The 23433-nt window shown below is 72.3% G+C and carries 22 protein-coding genes; 17 read left to right on the top strand and 5 right to left on the bottom strand.

The features are described from left to right. Positions 1 to 130: 130 nt before the first annotated feature. Entirely contained in the window at positions 131 to 868 is a 738-nt protein-coding gene (locus AB0B29_RS18385) for a FadR/GntR family transcriptional regulator (RefSeq protein WP_362240551.1), read from the bottom strand. A gap of 98 nt (positions 869 to 966) precedes the next feature. On the opposite strand from AB0B29_RS18385, the gene AB0B29_RS18380 reads away from it, so the two are divergent. The 3 genes from AB0B29_RS18380 to AB0B29_RS18370 are packed head-to-tail and all read left to right on the top strand — an operon-like array spanning position 967 to position 4495. After that, complete coding sequence (locus AB0B29_RS18380) at positions 967 to 2331, top strand: glutamine synthetase family protein (protein WP_362240549.1); 1365 nt, start codon at positions 967 to 969, stop codon at positions 2329 to 2331. Between the two features lie 8 nt (positions 2332 to 2339). After that, a complete protein-coding gene (locus AB0B29_RS18375) occupies positions 2340 to 3713 on the top strand; it encodes an aldehyde dehydrogenase family protein (RefSeq protein WP_362240547.1) in 1374 nt (457 codons plus the stop codon). Next, the gene (locus AB0B29_RS18370; protein WP_362240544.1) at positions 3710 to 4495 is read left to right on the top strand and encodes a 3-oxoacyl-ACP reductase; all 786 of its coding nucleotides are present in this window, start codon (positions 3710 to 3712) and stop codon (positions 4493 to 4495) included. Before AB0B29_RS18375 ends, AB0B29_RS18370 begins: the two co-directional genes overlap by 4 nt. A 75-nt stretch (positions 4496 to 4570) precedes the next feature. Here AB0B29_RS18370 and AB0B29_RS18365 read toward each other — a convergent pair whose 3' ends face one another. Then, on the bottom strand, positions 4571 to 5773 hold the full coding sequence (locus AB0B29_RS18365; protein WP_362240542.1) for an amino acid deaminase/aldolase: 1203 nt from the start codon (positions 5771 to 5773) through the stop codon (positions 4571 to 4573). Between the two features lie 747 nt (positions 5774 to 6520). Between AB0B29_RS18365 and AB0B29_RS18360 the strand changes: the two genes are divergently transcribed. From AB0B29_RS18360 to AB0B29_RS18350, 3 genes are all read left to right on the top strand, one after another. Then, complete coding sequence (locus AB0B29_RS18360) at positions 6521 to 7930, top strand: hypothetical protein (RefSeq protein WP_362240539.1); 1410 nt, start codon at positions 6521 to 6523, stop codon at positions 7928 to 7930. A 59-nt stretch (positions 7931 to 7989) separates the two neighbouring features. After that, positions 7990 to 9135 carry a type VII secretion-associated serine protease mycosin gene (mycP, locus tag AB0B29_RS18355; RefSeq protein ID WP_436845863.1) on the top strand — a complete coding sequence of 382 codons (1146 nt, stop codon included), beginning with the start codon at positions 7990 to 7992 and terminating at the stop codon, positions 9133 to 9135. 75 nt (positions 9136 to 9210) lie between these two features. Beyond that, the gene (locus AB0B29_RS18350) at positions 9211 to 9939 is read left to right on the top strand and encodes an SseB family protein (RefSeq protein ID WP_362240537.1); all 729 of its coding nucleotides are present in this window, start codon (positions 9211 to 9213) and stop codon (positions 9937 to 9939) included. Positions 9940 to 9959: 20 nt separating this feature from the next. On the opposite strand, the gene AB0B29_RS18345 is transcribed toward AB0B29_RS18350, so the two are convergent. Next, the gene (locus AB0B29_RS18345) at positions 9960 to 10316 is read right to left on the bottom strand and encodes a DUF1844 domain-containing protein (protein ID WP_062925865.1); all 357 of its coding nucleotides are present in this window, start codon (positions 10314 to 10316) and stop codon (positions 9960 to 9962) included. A 395-nt stretch (positions 10317 to 10711) separates the two neighbouring features. Between AB0B29_RS18345 and infC the strand changes: the two genes are divergently transcribed. The 10 genes from infC to AB0B29_RS18295 all read left to right on the top strand — a co-directional run bounded on the left by infC (position 10712) and on the right by AB0B29_RS18295 (position 21694). Further along, on the top strand, positions 10712 to 11362 hold the full coding sequence (infC, locus tag AB0B29_RS18340; RefSeq protein ID WP_344454850.1) for a translation initiation factor IF-3: 651 nt from the start codon (positions 10712 to 10714) through the stop codon (positions 11360 to 11362). A gap of 107 nt (positions 11363 to 11469) precedes the next feature. After that, on the top strand, positions 11470 to 11664 hold the full coding sequence (gene rpmI / locus AB0B29_RS18335) for a 50S ribosomal protein L35 (RefSeq protein ID WP_003977225.1): 195 nt from the start codon (positions 11470 to 11472) through the stop codon (positions 11662 to 11664). A 98-nt stretch (positions 11665 to 11762) separates the two neighbouring features. After that, positions 11763 to 12146, top strand: coding sequence for a 50S ribosomal protein L20 (gene rplT / locus AB0B29_RS18330; protein WP_003989074.1), 384 nt, complete (start codon positions 11763 to 11765; stop codon positions 12144 to 12146). An 87-nt stretch (positions 12147 to 12233) separates the two neighbouring features. Further along, positions 12234 to 13094, top strand: coding sequence for a TrmH family RNA methyltransferase (locus AB0B29_RS18325; protein WP_362240534.1), 861 nt, complete (start codon positions 12234 to 12236; stop codon positions 13092 to 13094). A 53-nt stretch (positions 13095 to 13147) separates the two neighbouring features. Continuing rightward, positions 13148 to 14290, top strand: a complete 1143-nt coding sequence (locus AB0B29_RS18320) for a sensor histidine kinase (protein WP_362240531.1) — start codon at positions 13148 to 13150, stop codon at positions 14288 to 14290. A gap of 166 nt (positions 14291 to 14456) precedes the next feature. Then, complete coding sequence (pheS, locus tag AB0B29_RS18315; protein WP_362240529.1) at positions 14457 to 15584, top strand: phenylalanine--tRNA ligase subunit alpha; 1128 nt, start codon at positions 14457 to 14459, stop codon at positions 15582 to 15584. Beyond that, positions 15584 to 18097 (top strand): phenylalanine--tRNA ligase subunit beta, encoded by a 2514-nt coding sequence (gene pheT / locus AB0B29_RS18310; RefSeq protein WP_362240527.1) that lies wholly within the window; start codon positions 15584 to 15586, stop codon positions 18095 to 18097. The genes pheS and pheT overlap by 1 nt, the downstream gene beginning before the upstream one ends. Before the next feature lie 222 nt (positions 18098 to 18319). Then, positions 18320 to 19339, top strand: coding sequence for a PP2C family protein-serine/threonine phosphatase (locus AB0B29_RS18305; RefSeq protein ID WP_362240525.1), 1020 nt, complete (start codon positions 18320 to 18322; stop codon positions 19337 to 19339). 362 nt (positions 19340 to 19701) lie between these two features. Beyond that, entirely contained in the window at positions 19702 to 21042 is a 1341-nt protein-coding gene (locus AB0B29_RS18300) for a transcriptional regulator (protein ID WP_362240523.1), read from the top strand. Between the two features lie 106 nt (positions 21043 to 21148). Next, positions 21149 to 21694, top strand: coding sequence for an NUDIX hydrolase (locus AB0B29_RS18295; RefSeq protein WP_362240520.1), 546 nt, complete (start codon positions 21149 to 21151; stop codon positions 21692 to 21694). Between the two features lie 16 nt (positions 21695 to 21710). Here AB0B29_RS18295 and AB0B29_RS18290 read toward each other — a convergent pair whose 3' ends face one another. Beyond that, positions 21711 to 21968 carry a hypothetical protein gene (locus tag AB0B29_RS18290; RefSeq protein WP_362240517.1) on the bottom strand — a complete coding sequence of 86 codons (258 nt, stop codon included), beginning with the start codon at positions 21966 to 21968 and terminating at the stop codon, positions 21711 to 21713. 221 nt (positions 21969 to 22189) lie between these two features. Here AB0B29_RS18290 and AB0B29_RS18285 point away from each other — a divergent pair, with 221 nt between their 5' ends. Further along, positions 22190 to 22417 carry a hypothetical protein gene (locus tag AB0B29_RS18285; protein ID WP_362240514.1) on the top strand — a complete coding sequence of 76 codons (228 nt, stop codon included), beginning with the start codon at positions 22190 to 22192 and terminating at the stop codon, positions 22415 to 22417. A gap of 23 nt (positions 22418 to 22440) precedes the next feature. Here the strand turns inward: AB0B29_RS18285 and AB0B29_RS18280 are convergent, their stop codons facing one another. After that, entirely contained in the window at positions 22441 to 23316 is an 876-nt protein-coding gene (locus tag AB0B29_RS18280) for a 3-hydroxybutyryl-CoA dehydrogenase (RefSeq protein WP_362240511.1), read from the bottom strand. Positions 23317 to 23433 lie beyond the last annotated feature (117 nt).

Raw genomic sequence — 23433 nt, 5'->3', positions numbered from 1 at the left:
CGGTTCACGGGGTCGAGCGGGCTGAGCTCAATGGAATGGAGCCATACCTTTGCGGCGCCGGCCGAGGATGGCAAGACCCGTGCGTTAATCGCCCGTAAATCCTCACCGGGCGACGACACCGCCGCCCGGCTCAGCCGAGGAAGCCCCGCAGCAGCGCCGCCGTGCCCCCGCAGTGCTCGCGCATGATCTCCCGCGCCTGGTCGGCCTCGCCCTCGATCACCGCCTCCACCAGGGCGGTGTGCTGCCGCTGGGAGTGTTCCAGGTTGCGCACCAGCAGCGGGATGCAGTCGAGCAGGTCGTTGACGGTCGCCCGGACAGCCGCGTACTGGGCGGTGAGCGTCGGGGAGCCGGACAGCTCGGCGATCGTCAGGTGCAACAGCGTGTCCAGTCGGCGGTACTCGGCGAGCGGCGCGTCGTGCGTGCGCGCCAGGGCCTCGCGAAGCCGGCCCGCCTGCTTCTCCTCCAGCCCGTGCGCCGCGCACAGCCCGGCCGCGCCCACCTCCAGCACCTCCCGGAACCGCAGCACGTCCTCGATGTCGACCTCGGCGACCCGACGCCGCAGCTCGTCCTCGCCGACCGCGTCGGCGCGCGGCAGCACGAACGTTCCGCCGTACCGGCCGCGCCGCGACTCGACGAGGCCCTGGTCCTGGAGCACCTTCAGCACCTCGCGCAGCGTCACCCGGCTGATCCCCAGCCGCTCCGCCAGCTCCCGCTCGGCCGGCAGCCGCTCGCCCCCCGGCACCAGACCCAGCCGTACGACCTGCAGGACCTGCTCCAGCGCCTCCTCGAAGCCGTTGCCCGCGCGCACCGGCCGCAGCACCGGCGTCAGCCCGTCCCGCACCTCGCCGCCCCCAGCTTCCTCCGGCATGTGGCCGTACCCCCTTCCCAAGCAATGGTTCTCGGCAATACCTTATGGCTCCCGGCGGATCCAAGGCAGCGGATCCAAGGAGCCTAGGAGGCCTTCCCGTGGCAGACCGCACACCCCCGCTGAGCGTCGAGGAACTGCACGCCCTCGTCGCCGGCGGTGAGATCGACACTGTCGTCCTGGCCTTCCCCGACATGCAAGGGCGGCTCCAGGGCAAGCGGTTCGCCGCACGTTTCTTCCTCGACGAGGTCCTCCAGCACGGTACGGAGGGCTGCAACTACCTGCTCGCCGTCGACACCGAGATGAACACCGTCGACGGCTACGCGATGTCCTCCTGGGACCGCGGCTACGGCGACTTCGCCATGCATCCGGACCTGACCACCCTGCGCCGCGTCCCCTGGAACGAGGGCACGGCCATGCTCCACGCTGACCTCGCCTGGAACGACGGCTCCCCGGTCGTCGCCGCCCCCCGCCAGATCCTGCGCCGCCAGCTGGAGCGCCTCGCCGAACTCGGCTACACCGCCCAGGTCGGCACCGAGCTGGAGTTCATCGTCTTCAAGGACACCTACGAACAGGCCTGGGACGCCGGCTACAAGGGCCTGACCCCGGCCAACCAGTACAACATCGACTACTCGGTCCTCGGCACCGGCCGCATCGAGCCCCTGCTGCGCCGCATCCGCAACGAGATGGCCGGCGCCGGTCTCACCGTCGAGTCCGCCAAGGGCGAGTGCAACCCCGGCCAGCACGAGATCGCCTTCCGCTACGACGAGGCCCTGGTCACCTGTGACCAGCACGCGGTCTACAAGACCGGCGCCAAGGAGATCGCCGCCCAGGAGGGCATGTCGATCACCTTCATGGCCAAGTACAACGAGCGCGAGGGCAACTCCTGCCACATCCACCTCTCGCTCGCCGACGCCGACGGCACCAACGCCATGGCCGGCGATCTCGAAGGCGGCATGTCCGAGGTCATGCGGCACTTCCTCGCCGGGCAGCTGGCCGCACTGCGCGACTTCTCCCTCCTCTACGCCCCCAACATCAACTCCTACAAGCGGTTCCAGCCCGGCTCCTTCGCCCCGACCGCCGTCGCCTGGGGCCAGGACAACCGCACCTGCGCGCTCAGGGTCGTCGGCCACGGCCGCTCCCTGCGCTTCGAGAACCGCCTGCCCGGCGGCGACGTCAACCCCTACCTCGCCGTCGCCGGACTGGTCGCGGCCGGACTGCACGGCATCGAGCAGAAGCTGGAGCTGCCCGAACCCTGTCCCGGCAACGCCTACGCCGCCGATCTGGACCACGTCCCCACCACCCTGCGCGAGGCCGCCGAGCTCTGGGAGAACAGCCCCATCGCCAAGGCCGCCTTCGGCGACGAGGTCGTCGCGCACTACCGCAACATGGCGCGCGTCGAACTGGACGCCTTCGACGCCGCGGTGACCGACTGGGAGCTGCGCCGCTCCTTCGAACGCATGTGAGGTCCCTCTTGTCTTCCGAGCACCTTCTGGAAGTACTGAACCCCGCGACCGAGGAGGTCGTCGCCGCCGTCGCCGGGGCGAGCCCCGCCGACGTCGACGCGGCCGTCACCCACGCCGGCAGGGCACAGCGGATCTGGGCCGCCCTGCCCCCCGCGGACCGCGCCCGGCTGCTGCGCCGCTTCGCGGTCACCGTCGACGAGCACCTGGAGGAACTGGCCCGCCTGGAGGTCCGCGAGGCCGGCCACCTCATCGGCAACGCCCGCTGGGAAGCCGGCAACGTCCGGGACCTGCTGGACTACGCGGCCGGGGGAGTGGAGCGGCTCACCGGCCGGCAGATCCCGGTGCCCGGCGGCCTGAACGTCACGATGCTCGAACCGCTCGGCGTGGTCGGCGTGATCGCGCCCTGGAACTTCCCCCTGCCGATCGCCGCCTGGGGCAGCGCACCCGCCCTCGCGGCCGGCAACGCCGTCCTCCTCAAGCCGGCCGAGACCACCCCGCTCACCGCGCTGCGCCTGGCCGAACTCGCCCTGGAGGCCGGGCTCCCGGAGCACCTCTTCCAGGTCCTGCCCGGACGCGGCGACATCACGGGCGACGCCCTGGTCCGCCACCCCGGCGTCGCCAAGATCGTCTTCACGGGCTCCACCCGGACCGGGACCCGCGTCGCGGCCCTCGGCGCCGAGCAGGTCAAGCCCGTCACCCTCGAACTCGGTGGCAAGAGCCCCAACGTCGTCTTCGCCGACGCCGACCTCAAGACCGCCGTCGACCCCTTCTCCTTCCTGGACAACTCCGGCCAGGACTGCTGCGCCCGCACCCGCATCCTGGTCCAGGAGCAGGTCTACGACGAGGTGCGCGAACTCCTCGCGAAGTTGCTGGCGGACGTGGTGGTGGGCGACCCCGCCGACGAGAAGACCCAGATGGGCCCGCTGATCTCCCGGCAGCAGCTCGACCGGGTCCGCGGCTTCGTGCCCGACACCGCCGAGGCCCTGCGCGGCAGCGCACCCGAGGGCCCCGGCTTCTGGTTCCCGCCCACCGTCCTCACCGGCGAGAGCCCCGACTCGGCGGCGGCCTGCGAGGAGATCTTCGGCCCCGTCGCCGTGCTCCTGCCCTTCACCGACGAGCAGGACGCGATCCGGCTGGCCAACGACACCCCCTACGGCCTCTCCGGCTCCATCTGGACCCGGGACGTCGGCCGTGCCCTGCGCGTCTCCCAGGCCGTCCGCGCCGGCAACCTGTCCGTCAACTCCCATGCCAGCGTCCGCTACTGGACCCCGTTCGGCGGCTACAAGCAGTCCGGTGTCGGGCGCGAGCTCGGCCCCGACGCCCTGGCCGCCTTCACCGAAACCAAGAACGTCTTCATCAGCACGGAGGGCCCCGCACAGTGACTGCCCAGGAGAACATCTGCCGCCGCCTGGTCGGCCGTACCGCCGTCGTCACCGGAGCCGGCAGCGGCATCGGCCTCGCCGCCGCCCGCCGTCTCGCCTCCGAGGGCGCCCACGTCGTCTGTGGTGACGTCGACGAGGCCCGCGGCAAGGCAGCAGCCGAGGAGACCGGCGGCACCTTCGTGAAGGTCGACGTCACCGACCCCGACGAGGTCGAGGCCCTCTTCAGGACCGCCTACGACACCTACGGCAGCGTCGACATCGCCTTCAACAACGCCGGCATCTCCCCGCCCGACGACGACTCCATCCTGGAGACCGGCCTGGAGGCCTGGAAGCGCGTCCAGGAGGTCAACCTCACCTCCGTCTACCTGTGCTGCAAGGCCGCCATCCCCTACATGCGGCGCCAGGGCCGGGGCTCGATCATCAACACGGCGTCCTTCGTCGCCAGGATGGGCGCGGCCACCTCGCAGATCTCGTACACCGCCTCCAAGGGCGGCGTCCTCGCCATGTCCCGGGAACTGGGCGTGCAGTTCGCCCGCGAGGGCATCCGCGTGAACGCCCTCTGCCCGGGACCGGTCAACACCCCCCTCCTCCAGGAGCTGTTCGCCAAGGACCCGGAGCGGGCCGCGCGCCGCCTGGTGCACATCCCGCTGGGCCGGTTCGCCGAGGCCGAGGAGATCGCCGCCGCCGTGGCCTTCCTCGCCAGCGACGACTCCTCCTTCGTGAACGCCACCGACTTCCTGGTCGACGGCGGAATCGCGGGGGCGTACGTCACGCCCGTGTAGAACCTGGCCGAGGGACCGGGGCCGGACGCACGTCCGGTCGCCGGTCCTCGTGCACGGGCCCGGCCGAACGACCCCTTACAGGAACGTGTGCCCCTCGCCGCGGTACGTCGGCACCGTCGCGGTCACCGTGTCGCCCTCGACCAGGTGCAGCCGGTCGAACCGCTCGCACAGCTCACCGGCCTTCGCGTGCCGGAACCACACCTTGTCGCCGATCAACAGATCGTCGGCGGGCGAGCCCAGCAGCGGCGTCTGCACCTCACCGGCGCCCTCCTGCGGGTCGTAGCGCAACCCCTCGGGCAGATACGGCACCGGCGACCGGTCGGCACCCGCCGCACCCGAGGCGGGATACCCACCGCCCAGGACCGTCACGACGCCCACACCGGGCCGCCGCACGACGGGCTGGGCGAACAGGGCCGACGGACGGGCGCTGAACGACGTGTAGTTGTCGAACAGGCGCGGCACGTACAGACCCGACCCGGCGGCGATCTCGGTCACCGCCTCCTCGGCCGCCGTGTGCTGCACCGAACCGGTACCGCCACCGTTGACGAACTCCAGTCCCGGCACGACGGCCCGCACCGCGCGCACCACCTCCGCACGCCGCTCGGCCAGTTCACGCTTCGCGGCGGCCTGCATCAGCCGGACGGCGCGGGACCGCAGCGGCCGTCCCGCCACCGCGTCACCGACACCGGCGACATGCCCCTCGTAGGCCATGATCCCCACGACCTCGAAGCCGGGCCGCCGGGTCACCGCCCGTGCCACCTCGGCGACCTCGGCGGGGGAGTGCAGCGGCGAACGCCGGGCCCCGACCCGCACCCGCCCGCCGAGCAGCTTCAACGAGGTGTCCAACTCCAGGCACACCCGCACCACTTCACGCCCGCCACCCCGGGAGGCGTCGATCAGGTCCAGCTGGGCGACGTCGTCCACCATGACGGTCACGGTGGCGGCGAGCTTGGGATCACCGGCCAGTTCGGCGTACCCGGCACGGTCGGCGGACGGGTACGCGAGCAGCACGTCGTCGAACCCCGAGCGGGCCAGCCACAGGGACTCGGCCAGGGTGAACGACATGATCCCCGCGAAGCCGTCGCGGGCCAGGACGCGCTCCAGCAGCGCCCGGCAGCGCACGGACTTGCTGGCCACCCGGACGGGCTTGCCCCCGGCGCGGCGCACCAGGTCGGCGGCGTTGGCGTCGAAGGCTTCGAGGTCCACGATCGCGAGGGGGGCGTCGAGATGGGCGGTGGCCTGGTCGTAACGGGCCCGGTCGGAGGCGCGCGCAGTCATGAACGCAGCCTGCCAGACCGGATTACCGCAGGGTAGGGGGACGTTCCGGGCAGATGCCCCGCCGTTGTGGACTGGTTCCCGTCCGCCCAGGAACAAGCCGTAGAGTGACGCGCACGTACGGCGGATGATGCCGGCCGGGGATCCGCGCCGGGATGACGCTCCCTCCGTACGGGTAGGTGTGCCCGGGACGACTGTGTGCCGGGCTCGGGCAGGACGACACCGGCCCGCGCGAGACGAGCGGCCCGGGCATGCGGAAACGGGGGGTGCATGAGCACGGAAGCGCGACGCGCCTCTTTCCCCCCACGACCCACGGCCCCGCCCCGCCCGCCACACCCGCCGGCCACGCCGCAGGACTCGGCGACGGACCCGGCTGCGGATTCCCCCGAGGAGCCGCCGCAGGATGCGCCGAAGGGCGAGTGGGAGACCCCGGGCACGTCCACCGATCCCGGCACGGGACCGGAGGTCACCGCTCCTGCGGTAGGAGCAGCGACGAAACCGTCCGACGGGGGCCGCCCACGCTTCCGGAACCCCGGTGCCCCGGTCCCCGGTGGCACCGCCCCCCAGCACGCCGGTTCCGCCTCACCGCCCCCGCCCCGCGCCTCCACGCGCTTCCCGGACAAGCCGCCCAGTGTCGGCCGCGAGGCGCGCCCCGGATCCGGAGTACCCCAGCCCCCGTCGCGGCCGCGTCACCTGCCCACGCCGGACTCCTCGGGCGCAGAGGGTGGTTGGCGCACCCAGGACGGGACAATGCCGCAGTCCTCCGGCCGGGCAGCGAATCCGGGAACCCGGGACGAGGCCTCGTCGCAGACCACCGGCCGGACAGCGGCTTCCGGCGCTCAGGACGGGACCTCCTCGCCATCCTCCGGCCGGCCCTTCCGTCTCGCCGCGCCCGGCCGTACCGACGCCGCGGCCGGTGCGGCCGCGGAGTCGACCGGTCGGCCGTTCCGCCTGCCCCCGCCCCGCCGTCCCGCCGCCCCCGGTGACCACGCGTCCGAAACGACCGCACGCCTGCGCCCCGCCCCCGCGGAACCGGCACCGGACGAGCCCGCCGCGCCCTTCGGCCGCTCTGCCGCGCACCGGACCACGGCAACCCGCCCCGGATCCGCGCGCCCCGCCACCCCACCACGCCCCGCACACGAGCCGTCGGCACCGGCCGGCACCGGTGCCACCGCCGGCCGGCCCGCGCCCGAGCCGCCGATACCGGCCGGAGCGCGCACCGGCGCCGGACGGGACCTGCGTGTGCCCCCGGCGCCCACCCGGCGGCCCGCCCCCTTGGCACCGCCACCCCGCAACACCCCCGTCTCTCCCGACCCCGCGCTCTCCTGGAGCGCCACGCGCCCCGTGGTGTCCTTCGGTGAGCCCGAGGGCTACGACGGCGACGCACGGCCCCGGCCGCTCGGCCGGCGCGCAGCGCCCAGGGCCGCCGCGGCCGCCGCCTGCCTCGTGCTCGGAATGGGGCTCATCTCAGGCGCGGTCACCGGCAGCTGGCTCGTCGGGGGCTCCGGCGACGAGGGCTCACCCAGCGCCTTCGCCGCGGCCCAGAACCTCTGGCACAGCGTCCCGGTCGACCAGCTGTTCCCGCCCACCGTGCAGGGCCGGGGCGCCGGCCCCGGCGGAGCGGACCGCACCTGGACCCGGATAGCCGTCGCCCCGGACAGCGGCTGCAAGGACGCCTTCGACCCGCTGCTGCGCAAGGCCCTCGCCCCCGTCGGCTGCGAGCGCCTCCTGCGTGCCACCTACACCGACGCCACCGAGAGCTACGTGACCACCGTCGGTCTGCTCTTCACCACGGCCGACGCCCCCGGCATGACCGCCCTCGCGAACCGTTTCCGCAAGGAACGCCTGGACCGCCGCAGCGACCTGATGCCCCTGCCGTACGCCGCGCAGGGCACGCCCGCCGCCGGCTTCGGCGCCCGGCAGCGTGCCTCCTGGACCGTCTCCGTGCTGACCGAGGCCCCCGTCGTCGTCTTCGCCGTCTCCGGCTGGGCCGACGGCCGCACCGTCGACGACCCGCAGCCCGCCGGGGACGCCATGCAGGCCGACGCCACCACCGCAGCCGCCCAGGCCGGCCTCGGCAACGAGGCGCAGGGCCTCGCCGACCGCGTCGAACGCGACCTCCGCAAAGACGTCCGCTCGGCCTCGGAGCAACCGTCGTGACCGCCGTGCACGCCCCGGCCGGGAAACACCCGCGCAGGCCGTCCCGCAAAGCCGCCGCCCTGGGCGCCCTGCTCTCCGTCGGTCTGGTCCTCCTGCCCGCCGCCACCGCCCACGCCGACGGCATCCGCGCCCAGCAGTGGGCCCTGGAGGCCATGCACACCCAAGAGGCCTGGCAGACCACGAAGGGCCGCGGCATCACCGTCGCCGTCCTGGACACCGGCGTCGAGGCCGACCACCCCGACCTGATCGGCAACGTCCTGCCCGGCAAGGACCTGGTCCGCTTCGGCGCCGAACCCGGAGACCGCGCCTGGGCCCGGCACGGCACCGCCATGGCCGGGATCATCGCCGGCCACGGGCACGGCCCGGGCGACGCCGACGGCGTCATCGGCATCGCCCCCGAGGCGAAGATCCTCCCCGTCCGCGTGATCCTCGAGGACGCCGACCCCGACCGGGCCAAGGCCCGCAGCACCCGCGGCAACGCCCTCGCCGAGGGCATCCGCTGGGCCGCCGACCACGGCGCCGACGTCATCAACCTCTCCCTCGGCGACGACTCCGCCTCCGCGCACCCCGAACCCGCCGAGGACCAGGCCATCCAGTACGCCCTGGGCAAAGGCGTGGTCGTCGTCGCCTCCGCGGGCAACGGCGGCGAGAAGGGCGACCACATCTCCTACCCGGCCGCCTACCCGGGCGTCATCGCCGCCACCGCCGTCGACCGCGCCGGAACCCGCGCTTCGTTCTCCACCCGCCGCTGGTACGCCACCGTCAGCGCCCCGGGTGTCGACGTCGTCATCGCCGACCCCGACCACAAGTACTACGAGGGCTGGGGCACCAGCGCCGCCGCCGCCTTCGTGTCCGGCGCCGCCGCCCTGGTCAAGGCGGCCCATCCCGGCCTGACCCCGGCCCAGATCAAATCGCTCCTGGAGGACACCGCCCGCAACGCCCCCACCGGCGGCCGGGACGACTCCCGGGGCTACGGCTTCATCGACCCGGCGGCCGCCATCAAGGCGGCCGCCCGGCTCAAGCCCGAAAACCTGCAGTCCGCGTCCCACGGCACCGAGTACTTCGGCAGCGGACCGGACGACGACGCCTCCGGCGACGGCACCGCCGCCTGGGCCGCCCCCCTCGCGGGCGGCGCGGGCGGCGTGCTGCTGGTCGCGGCGGTCGTCCTGTGGCGCGGCAGCCGCAGGAGCCGCGAGGACTTCTGAGGCGCCGCAGCCACAGGAGCCGCGGACTTCTGAGGCGCCGCCGGGAGCGCGGCGCCCGGCGGATAGGGTCGACGCGTGGCGAACAAGAACATCCCGGACTCCGGCTTCTCCGACGACGACGGCTCCGCCGACCCCCGGCTGAGCGCGGCACTCGAGGCCTGGGCGCAGGACCGGAGCGCGGTGGGCCCGGTCCTCGCCGCCCTCAAGGACGCCCGGCTGCTCGTGCCCGTCGTGGCGGTGCTAGGCGAGGTCGAGGAGGACGAGAACGGGCTGCGCCGCGAGAAGACCAGCGACATGGCCGTGCCCACCCTCAAGGCCGGCGACCGCACCGCCCTGCCGGCCTTCACCTCCACGGACTCCCTCGGCCGCTGGGACCCGCAGGCCCGCCCCGTCGCCGTACCGCTGCACCAGGCCCTGCAGGCCGCCGCGCACGAGAAGGCGGACACGATCGTGCTCGACCTGGCCGGACCGGTGCCCTTCGAGCTGACCGGTCCCGCCCTGCTCGCCCTGGCCGAGGGCCGGGCGAGCACCGACCCGCTCGCCGACCCGGCCGTCGTCGGGGCCGTACGGGACGCCGTCGCCGCCGAGCCCGCCGTCGTGCGCGCCCACCTGGGGCCGGGGCAGGCCGACGGCACCCTAGCCCTGGTCCTCGACCCGGCCGCGGTCCCGGCTGAGGCCGCCCGGGCGGTCGCCCGGCGGCTCGCGGACGACGAAACACTGCGGGCCCGCCTGGTGCGCGGTCTCGACCTGGCACTGCTGCCGGCCGAGGCGACGCCACCGGGCGAGCCCCTGTTCGTGCGCTGAGGGACGCGCTGGGACGAGCTCTAGCCGTAGACCGGGCCCGTGTACTTCTCGCCCGGCCCCTGGCCCGGTTCGTCCGGGACGAGCGAGGCCTCGCGGAACGCCAGCTGCAGCGACTTCAGGCCGTCCCGCAGGGGAGCGGCGTGGAAGGAACTGATCTCGGTGGCCGTCGCGTCCAGCAGACCGGCCAGGGCGTGCACCAGCTTGCGGGCCTCGTCCAGGTCCTTGTGCTTCTCGCCCTCCTCGGTCAGACCGAGCTTCACGGCGGCGGCGCTCATCAGGTTGACGGCGACCGTCACGATCACCTCGACCGCGGGGACCTCGGCGATGTCACGGGCCATGGCGTCGAAGTCGGGGGACTCAGGAGGGGTCTCACTCATGCCCCACACGATAGGCGCAGTGCGCGGCCGGCCCCCACGTGGCCCCGGCACGCCCCAATTGGCCGTTCCTGGCCACTGCTGGTAATCTCGTGTAACGACCGGTCGGACACGTGTGCCTCACAGCTCGCGGGACCGACCCACAAGTGGAGGCTTTCGAACTCCCACCCGATCACCCTCAGGGCGGCGGGTCACCGGTCAGGCGGTCCCGTCCCGGAGGCGGCGATCCGTCCGATAGCGCGCCCCGCGGCCCCCCGCGGCGGTGCTCCGGTAGTTCGAGGAGCCCCGCCTGGGATCGTCCGGGGCATTTTTATTGCTTCGGCGCGGTTAGGTCTATCGATAAAAGACGTTACGCGGCCGTCCGCCAGACCGTCGCGTGGTGCTACCGAGGAGGATCCATCAGCGCCGAGCCCCGCATCAACGACCGGATTCGCGTTCCCGAGGTGCGACTTGTCGGTCCCAGTGGCGAGCAGGTGGGCATCGTCCCCCTGGCCAAGGCACTGGAGCTTGCGCAGGAGTACGACCTGGACCTGGTCGAGGTCGCGGCGAACGCCCGTCCGCCCGTGTGCAAGCTCATGGACTACGGGAAGTTCAAGTACGAGTCGGCCATGAAGGCCCGTGAGGCGCGCAAGAACCAGGCGCACACGGTCATCAAGGAGATGAAGCTCCGGCCGAAGATCGACCCGCACGACTATGACACCAAGAAGGGTCACGTCGTCCGGTTCCTCAAGCAGGGCGACAAGGTCAAGATCACGATCATGTTCCGTGGTCGCGAGCAGTCCCGTCCCGAACTGGGCTACCGACTGCTGCAGCGTCTCGCGGAGGACGTCCAGGACCTCGGTTTCGTCGAGTCGAACCCGAAGCAGGACGGCCGGAACATGATCATGGTTCTCGGTCCGCACAAGAAGAAGACCGAGGCGATGGCCGAGGCTCGCCAGGCGCAGGAAGCCCGCAAGGCGGACGCGAAGGCCAACCCCGGCAAGTCGCAGAACGCCGCGGAGAACGAGGCGCCGGCTGAAGAGCCTGCCGAGGAGCCCGCCGAGGCGTGACTCCCGGGACGCCAGTCCCAGGAAGCAACCGATACAAGACGACGCTCCACCGTGCCCGGTTTCGCGACCGGGCACCGGAGCGCCACCGACGAGGAGAGAACGGCGCTATGCCGAAGAACAAGTCGCACAGCGGTGCCAGCAAGCGCTTCAAGATCACCGGCTCCGGCAAGGTGCTGCGCGAGCGCGCCGGCAAGCGCCACCTGCTCGAGCACAAGTCGTCCCGCGTGACGCGTCGCCTCACCGGCAACGCCGAGATGGCCCCGGGCGACGCCGCGAAGATCAAGAAGCTTCTCGGCAAGTGACGTCCGGGCGCGCGAGCGCCGGACGCACGTCAGACCGGGACCCAATCGATTTCGGGTCGTGTGAGCACCCCCACGACCCCGCTACAAGGAGTTAACAAGTGGCACGCGTCAAGCGGGCAGTCAACGCCCACAAGAAGCGCCGGGCGATCCTCGAGCAGGCCTCCGGCTACCGCGGTCAGCGCTCGCGCCTGTACCGCAAGGCCAAGGAGCAGGTCACCCACTCGCTGGTCTACAACTACAACGACCGCAAGAAGCGCAAGGGCGACTTCCGTCAGCTGTGGATCCAGCGCATCAACGCCGCTGCCCGCGCCAACGGCATGACCTACAACCGCTTCATCCAGGGTCTGAAGGCCGCCAACGTCGAGGTCGACCGCAAGATCCTGGCCGAGCTGGCCGTCAACGACGCCGGTGCGTTCGCCGCCCTCGTCGAGGTCGCCCAGAAGGCGCTGCCGAGCGACGTGAACGCGCCGAAGGCTGCGTGACGCCGGCTCGAAGCCGATGTGACTGAAGGACCCGCAGGCCGGACGGTCTGCGGGTCCTGCTGTGCAGCTACCGAGAAAGCGAACCGGATGTCTCCCGCCACCCCCGAGCTCATCTCTCCCCGCTCTCCCCGCGTGCTGGCCGCGCGGCGGCTGGCCAAGCGAAACTTCCGGGGGAAGGACCGGCTGTTCCTCGCGGAGGGACCGCAGGCCGTGCGGGAAGCCGCCGGGCACCGGGCCGGGGACGCGGCGACGCTCGTGGAGCTGTTCGCCACCCTGGAGGCCGCCGAGCGCTACGCCGACATCGTCGGAGCGGCCCGGGACGCCGGAGCCCGCGTGCACCTCGCCGCCGAGCAGGTCATCGCCGACATCTCCACCACCGTCACCCCGCAGGGCCTCGTCGGCGTCTGCCGGTTCCTGGACACGCCCTTCGAGGAGGTCCTCGCGGCCCGACCGCGGCTCGTCGCCCTCCTCGCCAACGTCCGCGACCCCGGCAACGCCGGGACCGTGCTGCGCTGCGCCGACGCCGCCGGAGCCGAGGCCGTCGTGCTGACCGACGCCTCCGTCGACGTGTACAACCCCAAGGCCGTCCGCGCCTCCGTCGGCTCCCTGTTCCACCTGCCCGTCGCCGTCGGCGTCCCCGTGGAGCAGGCCGTCGACCGGTTGCGGGACGCCGGCGTCCGGGTCGTCGCCGCCGACGGCGCGGGCGACCGCGACCTCGACGACGAGCTCGACAAGGGCACCATGGGCGGGCCGACCGCCTGGGTCTTCGGCAACGAGGCGTGGGGCCTGCCGGAGGAGACCCGCGCCCTCACGGACGCCGTCGTGCGCGTTCCGATCCACGGGAAGGCCGAGAGCCTGAACCTCGCCACCGCCGCCGCCGTATGTCTCTATGCGTCGGCGCGTGCACAGCGCGCCTCCGGAGGGTGCCGCTCCGTCACCGGGAACTAGTAGGGTGACCAGCTCAGGGACCCCTCTGCGAGCCTTGGAGGTGGGGTACGGGGATGACCGTCGGCACGAGCAGCGCACCGGGAGCCCAGGACGCCGGGAGCCCGCCCGCCGCGTCCCGGCCACCCGGTGACCACGCCGGCCTCGGCATCGACCCCGACCAGCTGCCCGACGGGCTCGTCGTCGCCGACGAGGAGGGCCGTGTCATCTGCTTCAACGCGGCCGCCCAGCGCATCACCGCCGTCCGCGCCCGGGACGCCCTCGGGCAGCGCCTGGAGAAGGCCCTGCCGTTAGAGGACCTGGAGGGCCGGCGCTGGTGGCAGCTGACCGACCCCTACGGCGGCCTCGCCATCCGTGTCGGACAGCCCGAGCGCAACCTGCTCCTGCCGGGCGGCCGTGAGGTGCTGGTCTCCGCGCGCTACGTCCGCACCCGGCCCACCGGACCCGTCCGGCGCCTGGTCGTCACCCTGCGCGACACCGAGGCCCGCCGCCGCACCGAGCGCAGCCACGCCGAGCTGATCGCCACCGTCGCCCACGAACTGCGCTCCCCGCTCACCTCGGTCAAGGGCTTCACCGCCACGCTGCTCGCCAAGTGGGAACGCTTCACCGACGACCAGAAACGCCTGATGCTGGAGACCGTCGACGCCGACGCCGACCGGGTCACCCGGCTCATCGCCGAGCTGCTCGACATCTCCCGGATCGACTCCGGCCGCCTGGAGGTGCGCCGCCAGCCCGTCGACATCGGCGCCGCCGTCGGACGGCACATCCAGGCCTACGTCGCCGCCGGACAGCCCGCCGACCGGTTCCTGCTGCGCGTCCAGCAGCCGCTGCCCGACCTGTGGGCCGACCCCGACAAGATCGACCAGGTGCTCAGCAACCTGCTCGAAAATGCCGTGCGGCACGGCGAGGGAACTGTCACGATCGACGTCACGGCCACGGCGTCCCCCCGTGAGGGCGAGGACACCGGTACGTCGGTCACGGTGAGCGACGAGGGGCCCGGCATCCCGGAGGAGTCCATGAACCGCGTCTTCACCCGCTTCTGGCGGGGCAGCAAGCGCGGCGGGACGGGCCTCGGGCTCTACATCGTCAAAGGCATCGTCGAGGCCCACGGCGGCACCATCACGGTCGGCCGCGCCCCCGGCGCCGGCGCCGAGTTCCGATTTACGTTGCCCGTGAGCGCTCCGGCCTACCTCGCCTGAGCCCGCGGGCGCATTCCTTTACCCGAGGAACCCCTCCCGGACCGGGCGTCCTGGAGGGACCCTCCACCCCGTTAGACTCGGCCATTGGCACCTTTGTGTCCCTTCAGGCGGCCGTCCGAGTCGGAGACGGGGACCTCCAGCCAGCCAATCGGAAGCACGGGAAGAGATGTCGGCACCGAATAAGTCGTACGACCCGGTCGAGGTCGAGACGTTGAAACCGGAAGAGATCGAGCGCATGCGGGACGAGGCGCTCGCCGCCTTCGCCGCCGCGGACTCCCTCGACGCGCTCCACGAGGCCAAGGTCGCCCAGACCGGCCCCACCTCCCCGCTGGCCCTCGCCAACCGCGAGATCGGCGCCCTGCCCCCGCACGCCAAGGCCGAGGCCGGCAAGCGCGTCGGCCAGGCCCGAGGCGCCGTGAACAAGGCCCTCGCCGCCCGCCAGGTGGAGCTCGAGGCCGAGCGGGACGCGCGTGTGCTCGTCGAGGAGGCGGTGGACGTCACGCTGCCGTACGACCGCGTACCGGCCGGCGCCCGGCACCCGCTCACCACCATGATGGAGCGGGTCGCGGACGTCTTCGTGGCCATGGGCTACGAGGTCGCCGAGGGGCCGGAGGCCGAGGCGGAGTGGTTCAACTTCGACGCCCTGAACTTCCTGCCCGACCACCCGGCCCGGCAGATGCAGGACACCTTCTTCGTCCAGGGCCCCAAGGGCACCGACGAGTCCGGCTCCGGTGTCGTGCTGCGCACCCACACCTCTCCGGTGCAGGCCCGCGCGCTGCTCGACCGTGAGCTGCCGGTCTACATCGTCTGCCCCGGCCGTGTGTTCCGCACCGACGAGCTCGACGCCACGCACACGCCCGTCTTCCACCAGATCGAGCTGCTGGCGGTGGACGAGGGCCTGACGATGGCCGACCTCAAGGGCACCCTGGACCACATGGTGCAGGCCCTGTTCGGCGCGGACATGAAGACCAGGCTGCGGCCGAACTTCTTCCCGTTCACCGAGCCCAGTGCCGAGATGGACATGCTCTGCTACGTCTGCAAGGGCGAGTCCATCGGCAACCCCGACCGCCCCTGTCGCACCTGCTCCTCCGAGGGCTGGATCGAGCTCGGCGGCTGCGGCATGGTCAACCCGCGGGTGCTCACCGCCTGCGGCGTCGACCCCGAGAGGTACAGCGGGTTCGCCTTCGGGTTCGGTATCGAGCGGATGCTGATGTTCCGCCACAACGTCGAAGACATGCGAGACATGGTCGAGGGTGACGTCCGGTTCACCCGGCCGTTCGGGATGGAGATCTGATGCGGGTCCCGCTTTCTTGGCTGCGGGAGTACGTCGACCTGCCGGAGACGGAGACCGGTCGTGACGTGCAGGCCAAGCTCATTTCGGCCGGTCTGGAGGTCGAGACCGTCGAGCAGCTCGGCGCCGACCTCAAGGGTCCGCTGGTCGTCGGCCGGGTGGCGACGATCGAGGAGCTGACGGAGTTCAAGAAGCCGATCCGCTTCTGCACCGTCGACGTCGGCCAGGCCAACGGCACCGGTGAGCCGCAGGAGATCGTCTGCGGCGCCCGCAACTTCGCCGTCGGCGACAAGGTCGTCGTGGCCCTGCCCGGCGCGGTCCTGCCCGGCGACTTCCAGATCGCCGAGCGCAAGACCTACGGCAAGATGTCCCGCGGCATGATCTGCTCCAGCGACGAGCTGAACATGGGCGACGACGGCACCAAGGGCATCATCGTCCTGCCGCCGGAGACCGAGGTCGGCAAGGACGCCGTCGAGCTGCTGGAACTGGTCGACGAGGTCCTCGACATCGCCGTCACGCCCGACCGCGGCTACTGCCTGTCGCTGCGCGGCGTGGCCCGTGAGACGGCCATCGCCTACGGCCTGCCGCTGCGCGACCCGGCCCTGATCGACGTGCCCGCCCCGAACGCCTACGGCTACCCGGTGCAGATCTCCGACCCCACCGGCTGCGACCGTTTCACCGCCCGCACGGTGACCGGCCTGAGCGCCGAGGCCCGCTCCCCGATCTGGCTCCAGCGCCGGCTGCAGAAGGTCGGCATGCGCCCGATCTCCCTCGCCGTCGACGTCACCAACTACGTGATGATGGAGCTCGGCCAGCCGCTGCACGCCTACGACCGCGGCCTGGTCCAGGGCACGATCGGCGTACGCCGGGCCGAGGCGGGCGAGAAGCTCACCACCCTCGACGGTGTCGAGCGCACGCTGGACGCCGAGGACCTGGTCATCACCGACGACCGCGGCCCGATCGGACTCGCCGGTGTCATGGGCGGCGCCAACACGGAGATCGCCGACCACGACAACGTGGAGAACACCACGGCCGACGTCGTCATCGAGGCCGCCCACTTCGACGCGGTCTCCATCGCGCGCACCGCCCGCCGCCACAAGCTCTCCTCCGAGGCGTCCCGGCGCTTCGAGCGCGGCGTGGACCCGCAGGCCGCCGCTGCCGCCGCGCAGCGCACCGTCGACCTGCTGGTGCTGCTCGCGGGCGGCACCGCGGAGGCCGGTGTCACGGAGGTCCTCGCCCCGTCCGCGCCGCGCACCATCACCATCCCGGCCGACCACCCGGACAAGGTCGCGGGCGTGGCCTACGGCCGCGCGACCGTCGTACGCCGCCTCCAGGAGGTCGGCTGTGACGTGTCCGGGCAGGACGAGCTGGTCGTCACGGTGCCGTCCTGGCGGCCCGACCTCACCGACCCGAACGACCTGGCCGAAGAGGTCATCCGGCTGGAGGGCTACGAGAACCTGCCCTCCACGCTGCCCAAGCCGCCGGCGGGCCTCGGCCTGACGGACCGGCAGCGGCTGCACCGCCGGGTCGGCCGGGCCCTGGCCGGTGCCGGCTACGTCGAGGCGCTGAACTACCCGTTCATCGGCGAGCAGGTCTTCGACCAGCTCGGCCTGGAGAAGGACGACCCGGCCCGCCGTGTCGTGAAGCTCAGCAACCCGCTGAGCGACGAGGAGCCCGCGCTGCGCACCTCGCTGCTGCCGGGTCTGCTCGCCGCGCTGCGCCGCAACGACGGCCGGGGCTCGCACGACCTCGCGCTGTTCGAGACCGGTCTGGTCTTCCGGCCGCGTGAGGAGCAGCGGATCGCGGCCGTGCTGCCCGTCGACCGCCGCCCGACCGACGAGGAGCTCGCCGAGCTGAACGCGGCGCTGCCCGAGCAGCCGCGCCACGCCGCGGTGGTCCTCGCCGGTGCCCGCGAGCAGGCCGGCTGGTGGGGCAAGGGCCGCCCGGCCGACTGGGCCGACGCGGTCGAGGCCGCCCGCTCCGTCGCCCGTGAGGCCGGAGCCGAGCTCGTCATCCGCAAGGGGCAGTACGGCCCGTGGCACCCGGGTCGGTGCGCCGAGCTGGCGGTCACCGTGGACGGTGCCGAGCGGGTCGTCGGGCACGCGGGCGAGCTTCACCCACGGGTCGTCAAGGCCCTCGGGCTGCCCGCGCGCACCTGCGCGATGGAGATCGATCTGGACGCGGTGGAGACCGCCGGTGACGCCACGGCCGCGGCGCCCCGGATCTCCACGTTCCCCGTGGCCACGCAGGACGTCGCCCTGGTCGTCGACGCGTTCGTACCGGCCGTGGACGTCGAGGCGGCGCTGCGGGACGGTGCCGGGGAACTGCTGGAGTCCATCCGGCTGTTCGACGTGTACGAGAACGCCGAGCAGCTGGGGGAGGGGCGCAAGTCGCTGGCGTACGCGCTGCGGTTCCGCGCCACCGACCGGACGCTGACCGTGGACGAGGCGTCCGCGGCCCGGGACGCGGCGGTGGCCCTCGCGGGCGAGCGGGTGGGCGCCGAACTGCGGAGCTGAGTGCCCAAGGGGCGGGGAGCTGCCCTGTGCCGGCGGCTGCGGGTTCGTCGTGGTCGCTCGCGCAGTTCCCCGCGCCCCCAGGAGCGGGTCGGGTCACCTCACTCGTTTGAGTGGTAAAGGTGGGTGATCTCCCCCAAACCCAGCGTGCTGTCGACAGAATCGGACCGGCCTTCTCGGGCCGGTCCGATTCTGTGTGTCAGGGCCTATTGGGGGGCCATCGGCATGATCCGCGTCAGGGGCCGGGTACGCAGCCTCGGTCTTCCCATCGTGTGGGGCGCGGCGGCCGTCGCGTACAAGCTGGCCTGTCCGCTCGCCCAGGAGACCGATCTCCGGGCGCGGATCGTCTCCAGCGCGGTGTTCTTCGCGGTCGGGACCGGGCTGATCCTCCAGGTGCGGCACGGGCTGATGCGTGAACTGCGGCAGATGCGCCGGGTCGCGAGTGCTGCGCAGCGCGCACTGCTGCGGCCGTTGCCCTCGCGGGTCGACGGGCTGGACGTGGCGGCCGTCCAGGTGTCGGCGGAGCGTGGCGCCGCGGTCGGGGGCGACCTGTACGAGGTCGTCGCCACCGAGCACGGCGTCCGGGCCGTGATGGGTGACGTCCGCGGGCACGGGATCGGTGCGCTGGGGACCGTCGCCGCCATGCTCGGCTGTTTCCGCGAGGCGGCGCACGACGAGGAGGACCTCGGCGGGGTGCTGCGCCGGCTCGAACGGGCCCTGGACCGCCATCTGCGCCAGGAGCATCCCGCGAGCGCCGCCGAGGAGTTCGTGACGCTGCTGCTCCTGGAGATCCGCCCCGACGGGGAGATGCGCGCCTTGAACTGCGGGCACCCGTGGCCGTACCGGCTGAGCGGTGGCCGGGTCGAGCAACTGGCTCCTGGCGATCCGCAGCCGCCCCTGGGCCTGTTCCCGCTGCCCGCCGTCCTGCCGACGGTGGCCCTCGGGTACCTCGCGCCCGAGGACGCGGTGTTCCTCTTCACGGACGGCGCGCTGGACGCGAGGGACGCCCGTGGCCGGTTCTTCCCGTTGGGGAGCGCGCTGACCGGTATCGCGGGGGACGGCCCGCTCTCCTCGCAGGGCGTCGTCGGCAGGATCTCGGCCGCTCTCCTCCACCACACACGCGGCGAACCGCCGGACGACATCGCGCTGCTCGTGCTCACGAACAGCGGGGCGGTGCCGTCAGGGGCGCGGGGAACCGCGCGGACAAGCACGACGACGTACCCGCAGACCACCACGGCACCTTAGACACCACGGCACCTTGGACACCACGGCACCTTGGACACCACGGCACCTTGGACACCACGGCACCTTGGACACCACGGCACCTTGGACACCACGGCACCTTGGACACCACGACGCACCGCCGGCGATGCCGTCCGCCCCGCCACGGAGTGTCGGGCAGGCAGCCGGGCGGACGGCGGTAGCGGGCCGCCGCACTGTACGAGGGGGAGCCGGCGGCCCGGCCGGCCTCTTTCGAGGCAGTTCAGTCAACCGGCCCGCGACGGAGAGCGACAGTGCGCGCACCCTGCGGATTCGGGCACTCCGTTCACACCCCGTGTGAACGCGGAACCACTACTCTGTCGGCACCGAGCCACCGGGGGGCCCACATGCAGCCCAACACTCTGCTCGACGCGATCCTGGACGAGGCCGGGATCTCGCACGCGGGGCTGGCCGCACACGTCAACCAGGCAGGGCGGGCCCGTGGCCTGTCCCTGAGGTACGAACACACCGCCGTCGCCCGGTGGCTGAAGGGACAACGCCCCCGGGGCCAAGTGCCCGACCTGATCTGCGAAGTGCTCGCAGTCCGGCTGCAACGGCACGTCACCCTCGACGACATCGGCCTCGGCGTGCCCGGCGAGCCGTCCGCCCCGCACACCGGCACGCTGTCCGGGTTCGTCGAACGGGCCACCGCCCTGTGGCGCTCCGACCAGCAGCAGCGCCCGCACATCCTGGGCGCGCCCGCCCTCACCGGCACGCCCGCGGTGATGCCGGTGTGGGAGTGGGAGAACCCGCCCGAGGACGTGGACGTCTCACGGGGCGGCAGACACCGGGTCACGGCGGGCGACCTGGAGATGCTCCGGGCCGCCCGTACGCACTACGAGCAGATGTACCGCAAGGCCGGGGGCATCGCCACCCGGGCCCGGATCGTCGGCTTCCTCAACGCCGAGGCCGCGCCGCTGCTGCGCGGCAGCTACACCGACGAGACCGGCCGCCAACTGCACCGGGCCACCGGCGGGTTGGTGGCGGTCGCCGGCATCTGCGCCTACGACTCCGACGCGCACGGGCTGGCCCAGCGCTACTTCCACCAGGCGCTGCGGCTGGCGAAGGCCAGCGGCGACCGGGGACTCGGGGCGTACGTCATCGCCCTGCTGGTCAACCAGTCGTTGTTCATGCGGGAGTACCGGCAGGCCGTCGCCTTCGCGGAGGCCGCGCTGCGGGCCGCCGGCAAGCACATCACCCCGGCGCTCGCCTCCGACCTGTACGCGATGCAGGCCAAGGCGTACGCGCATCTCGGCGACGGCACGAGCGCCCTGTCCCGCATCCGGCGGGCCGAGCAGGCGGCCGAGCGCATCCGGCGCGGCTACGAGCCCGACGAGACCGGCTACGTCCAGCCCGGGCTCGTGAACGTCCAGGTGGCGGAGGCACTGCTGAGCCTGGGCGAGATCGCGGCTGCCGGGGAACACGCCGCGGCCGCCGTCGACAACCCGGCGCACGACCGCGGCCGGGTGCACCGGCTGGCCATGCTCAGCACCATCGAGCTGCGGCAGGGCAACGCCGACAAGGCGGTGGCCATCGCCGTGCAGATGGCCGAGCAGGCCCGGGGCATGGAGTCCCAGCGGCTGCGTGACCGGCTGCGCGCGGTGCGGGAGCACCTGGTGCGCAGTGGCTGCGCGGGCACCTCCGAGGCCGCCGAACTCATCGACGGAGCACTGCGCGTACCGTTGTAGATCCGGGCCCGGGTGCCCGGATCGCTCCGAGGCGCTTCCCGTGCGCCTGCTGCGCATCCGTCCCTGCTGCGATATTGCCACTTACTCGACGGAAGGTGGCAGAACCGTGCAGTGGACGAAACACAACGAGCAAAATGTGTACTCAAACCGCTGGTTCAGCGTCAATCTCGCGGATGTCGAACTGCCCGACGGCAGGCATCTGGATCACTTCCTCATACGGCTGCGGCCCGTTGCGGTGGCCACGGTCGTCAACGAGGCCAACGAGGTGCTGCTGCTCTGGCGGCACCGCTTCATCACCGACAGCTGGGGGTGGGAACTCGCGGCGGGAGTGGTCGAGGACGGCGAGGACATCGCCCGCGCGGCCGCCAGGGAACTGGAGGAGGAGACCGGCTGGCGGCCGGGACCCCTGCGCCACCTCATGAGCGTGGAGCCGTCCAACGGGCTCACCGATGCCCGGCACCACGTGTACTGGGCCGGCGAGGGCGAGTACGTCGGGCACCCCGTGGACGACTTCGAGTCGGACCGCCGGGAATGGGTGCCCCTCAAGCTCGTCCCCGACATGGTCGCCCGCGGCGAGGTCCCGGCCGCCAACATGGCGGCCGCGTTACTCCTGCTGCACCATCTCAGGCTCGGTCAGGACACGTTGCCCTGATCAAGTGGCTCTGCGGCTAGCGTCCCAGTGCCTGCCAGATCGTCACGACGAGGGCACCCACGGCGGTGAGGGCGGCGACCGCGGGCAGCGGCCAGCGCGCGTGTTCCAGCGAGTTGATCCGGGTGTTGAGCTCGTCGAGTTCCTTGGCGGTCTCCTCGGTGCGGTGGCTGAGCAGAGCCAGTCCGCCCTCGACGCGGGCGTAGGCCACATCGAGGCGGCGCCGTAACTCTGCGAGTTCTCCTTGAACAACGGGATGCTCGGGCTCGACGGTCACGAGTCCGCTCCTTTCCGTAGTCGTTTCACATCCCTTGCATGCGCAGGTGGAGTCAACTCGCCTGGTGGGTGCCTGGGGAGAGTGTGCGTAGGGCATATGCGAGCCCGGCGCGCACACGGTGTGTGAATGCCGCGGGCCCGGCACCCGACCCGGTGCCGGGCCCGCCGCTTGGCCGAAATCTGACCGTCCGTAACCGGCCGCGGGGGGGTACCCGGGACGTCATGACGACGTGGCAGAAGAATGCGGCGTACACGCTGGCGCTCTACGCACTGGTGGTCGTGATGCTCCGCTTCTCCTCGGGGGAGGAGTGGGGAACGGCGCTGCTGATCGCGCTCGTGATCACACCGCTCGCGTTCTGGATGGGGTGGCTGCGCCGGCGCATGACCGAGCAGGCGCAGGAATGGGGACGCCGCCGTGCCCGGCCGTGGCCGGAGGAGCGGCGGCGTTGAGACGGCCGTGCCGGCCGGACGGGTCAGGCGTACGTGTAGAAGCCCGAGCCCGTCTTGCGGCCCAGCCGGCCCGCGTCGACCATGCGCTGCAGGAGCGGGGGAGCGGCGTACAGGGGCTCCTTGTACTCCTCGTACATGGACTGCGCGACCGAGGCGACGGTGTCCAGGCCGATCAGGTCGGACAGCTTCAGGGGGCCCATCGGGTGGGCGCAACCCATCTCCATGCCGTTGTCGATGTCCTCGCGGCTGGCGATGCCCGTCTCGAACATCCGGATCGCGGAGAGCAGGTACGGGATCAGCAGCGCGTTGACCACGAAGCCGGAGCGGTCCTGGGCGCGGATCGCGTGCTTGCCGAGCAGCTTCTCGGTGAACATCTGGGCGCGGCTGATCGTGCCCTCGGACGTGGTGAGCGCCGGGATCAGCTCGACGAGCTTCTGTACCGGGGCCGGGTTGAAGAAGTGGATGCCGATGACCTGGTCGGGGCGCGAGGTCGCGACCGCCAGCTTCACCAGCGGGATCGAGGAGGTGTTGGAGGCCAGGATCGCGTCCGGCCGGGTCACGACCTGGTCGAGCACCTGGAAGATCTCGGTCTTGACCTGCTCGTTCTCGACGACGGCCTCGATCACCAGGTCACGGTCGGCGAACTCGCCGAGATCCGTGGTGAAGCTCAGGCGGGCCAGGGTGGCCTCCTTCTCCTCCTCGGTGATCTTGCCGCGCTCGGCTGCCTTGGCCAGGGAGGTGAACAGCCGGGTGCGGCCGATCTCCAGAGCCTCGCCGGTGGTCTCGGCGACCATGACGTCCAGGCCGGCCCGGGCGCACACCTCGGCGATGCCCGCGCCCATCTGACCGCAGCCCACGACTCCGACGCGTGCAATGTCTCCCGCTGGGATGTCCGTCACATCGTCCCTTTCGCTGCTGATCTACGTCCGGGCAGACCGGCCGGGTCCCGGCGCCTGCTCCGTTCGTGCACGTTACTCCGAAGTATCGATGATCGATCGCGGGGGGAGGGATTCCAT

This window comes from Streptomyces tibetensis, assembly GCF_040647715.1.
GTDB classification, from domain to species: domain Bacteria; phylum Actinomycetota; class Actinomycetes; order Streptomycetales; family Streptomycetaceae; genus Streptomyces; species Streptomyces tibetensis_A.
The sequence above is the reverse complement of the archived record's forward strand: the minus strand, read 5'-3'. Positions and strand labels throughout refer to the sequence as shown.

What these genes read in the sequence shown, in the direction of transcription:
- AB0B29_RS18305 (WP_362240525.1), top strand. Translation starts at nt 18,320, where the DNA reads ATGATCCGCGTCAGGGGCCGGGTACGCAGCCTCGGTCTTCCCATCGTG.
- pheS (WP_362240529.1), top strand. Translation starts at nt 14,457, where the DNA reads ATGTCGGCACCGAATAAGTCGTACGACCCGGTCGAGGTCGAGACGTTG.
- AB0B29_RS18365 (WP_362240542.1), bottom strand. Translation starts at nt 5,773, where the DNA reads ATGACTGCGCGCGCCTCCGACCGGGCCCGTTACGACCAGGCCACCGCC.
- AB0B29_RS18285 (WP_362240514.1), top strand. Translation starts at nt 22,190, where the DNA reads ATGACGACGTGGCAGAAGAATGCGGCGTACACGCTGGCGCTCTACGCA.
- AB0B29_RS18385 (WP_362240551.1), bottom strand. Translation starts at nt 868, where the DNA reads ATGCCGGAGGAAGCTGGGGGCGGCGAGGTGCGGGACGGGCTGACGCCG.
- AB0B29_RS18325 (WP_362240534.1), top strand. Translation starts at nt 12,234, where the DNA reads ATGTCTCCCGCCACCCCCGAGCTCATCTCTCCCCGCTCTCCCCGCGTG.
- AB0B29_RS18345 (WP_062925865.1), bottom strand. Translation starts at nt 10,316, where the DNA reads ATGAGTGAGACCCCTCCTGAGTCCCCCGACTTCGACGCCATGGCCCGT.
- AB0B29_RS18320 (WP_362240531.1), top strand. Translation starts at nt 13,148, where the DNA reads ATGACCGTCGGCACGAGCAGCGCACCGGGAGCCCAGGACGCCGGGAGC.
- AB0B29_RS18300 (WP_362240523.1), top strand. Translation starts at nt 19,702, where the DNA reads ATGCAGCCCAACACTCTGCTCGACGCGATCCTGGACGAGGCCGGGATC.
- pheT (WP_362240527.1), top strand. Translation starts at nt 15,584, where the DNA reads ATGCGGGTCCCGCTTTCTTGGCTGCGGGAGTACGTCGACCTGCCGGAG.
- AB0B29_RS18360 (WP_362240539.1), top strand. Translation starts at nt 6,521, where the DNA reads ATGCCGCAGTCCTCCGGCCGGGCAGCGAATCCGGGAACCCGGGACGAG.
- rpmI (WP_003977225.1), top strand. Translation starts at nt 11,470, where the DNA reads ATGCCGAAGAACAAGTCGCACAGCGGTGCCAGCAAGCGCTTCAAGATC.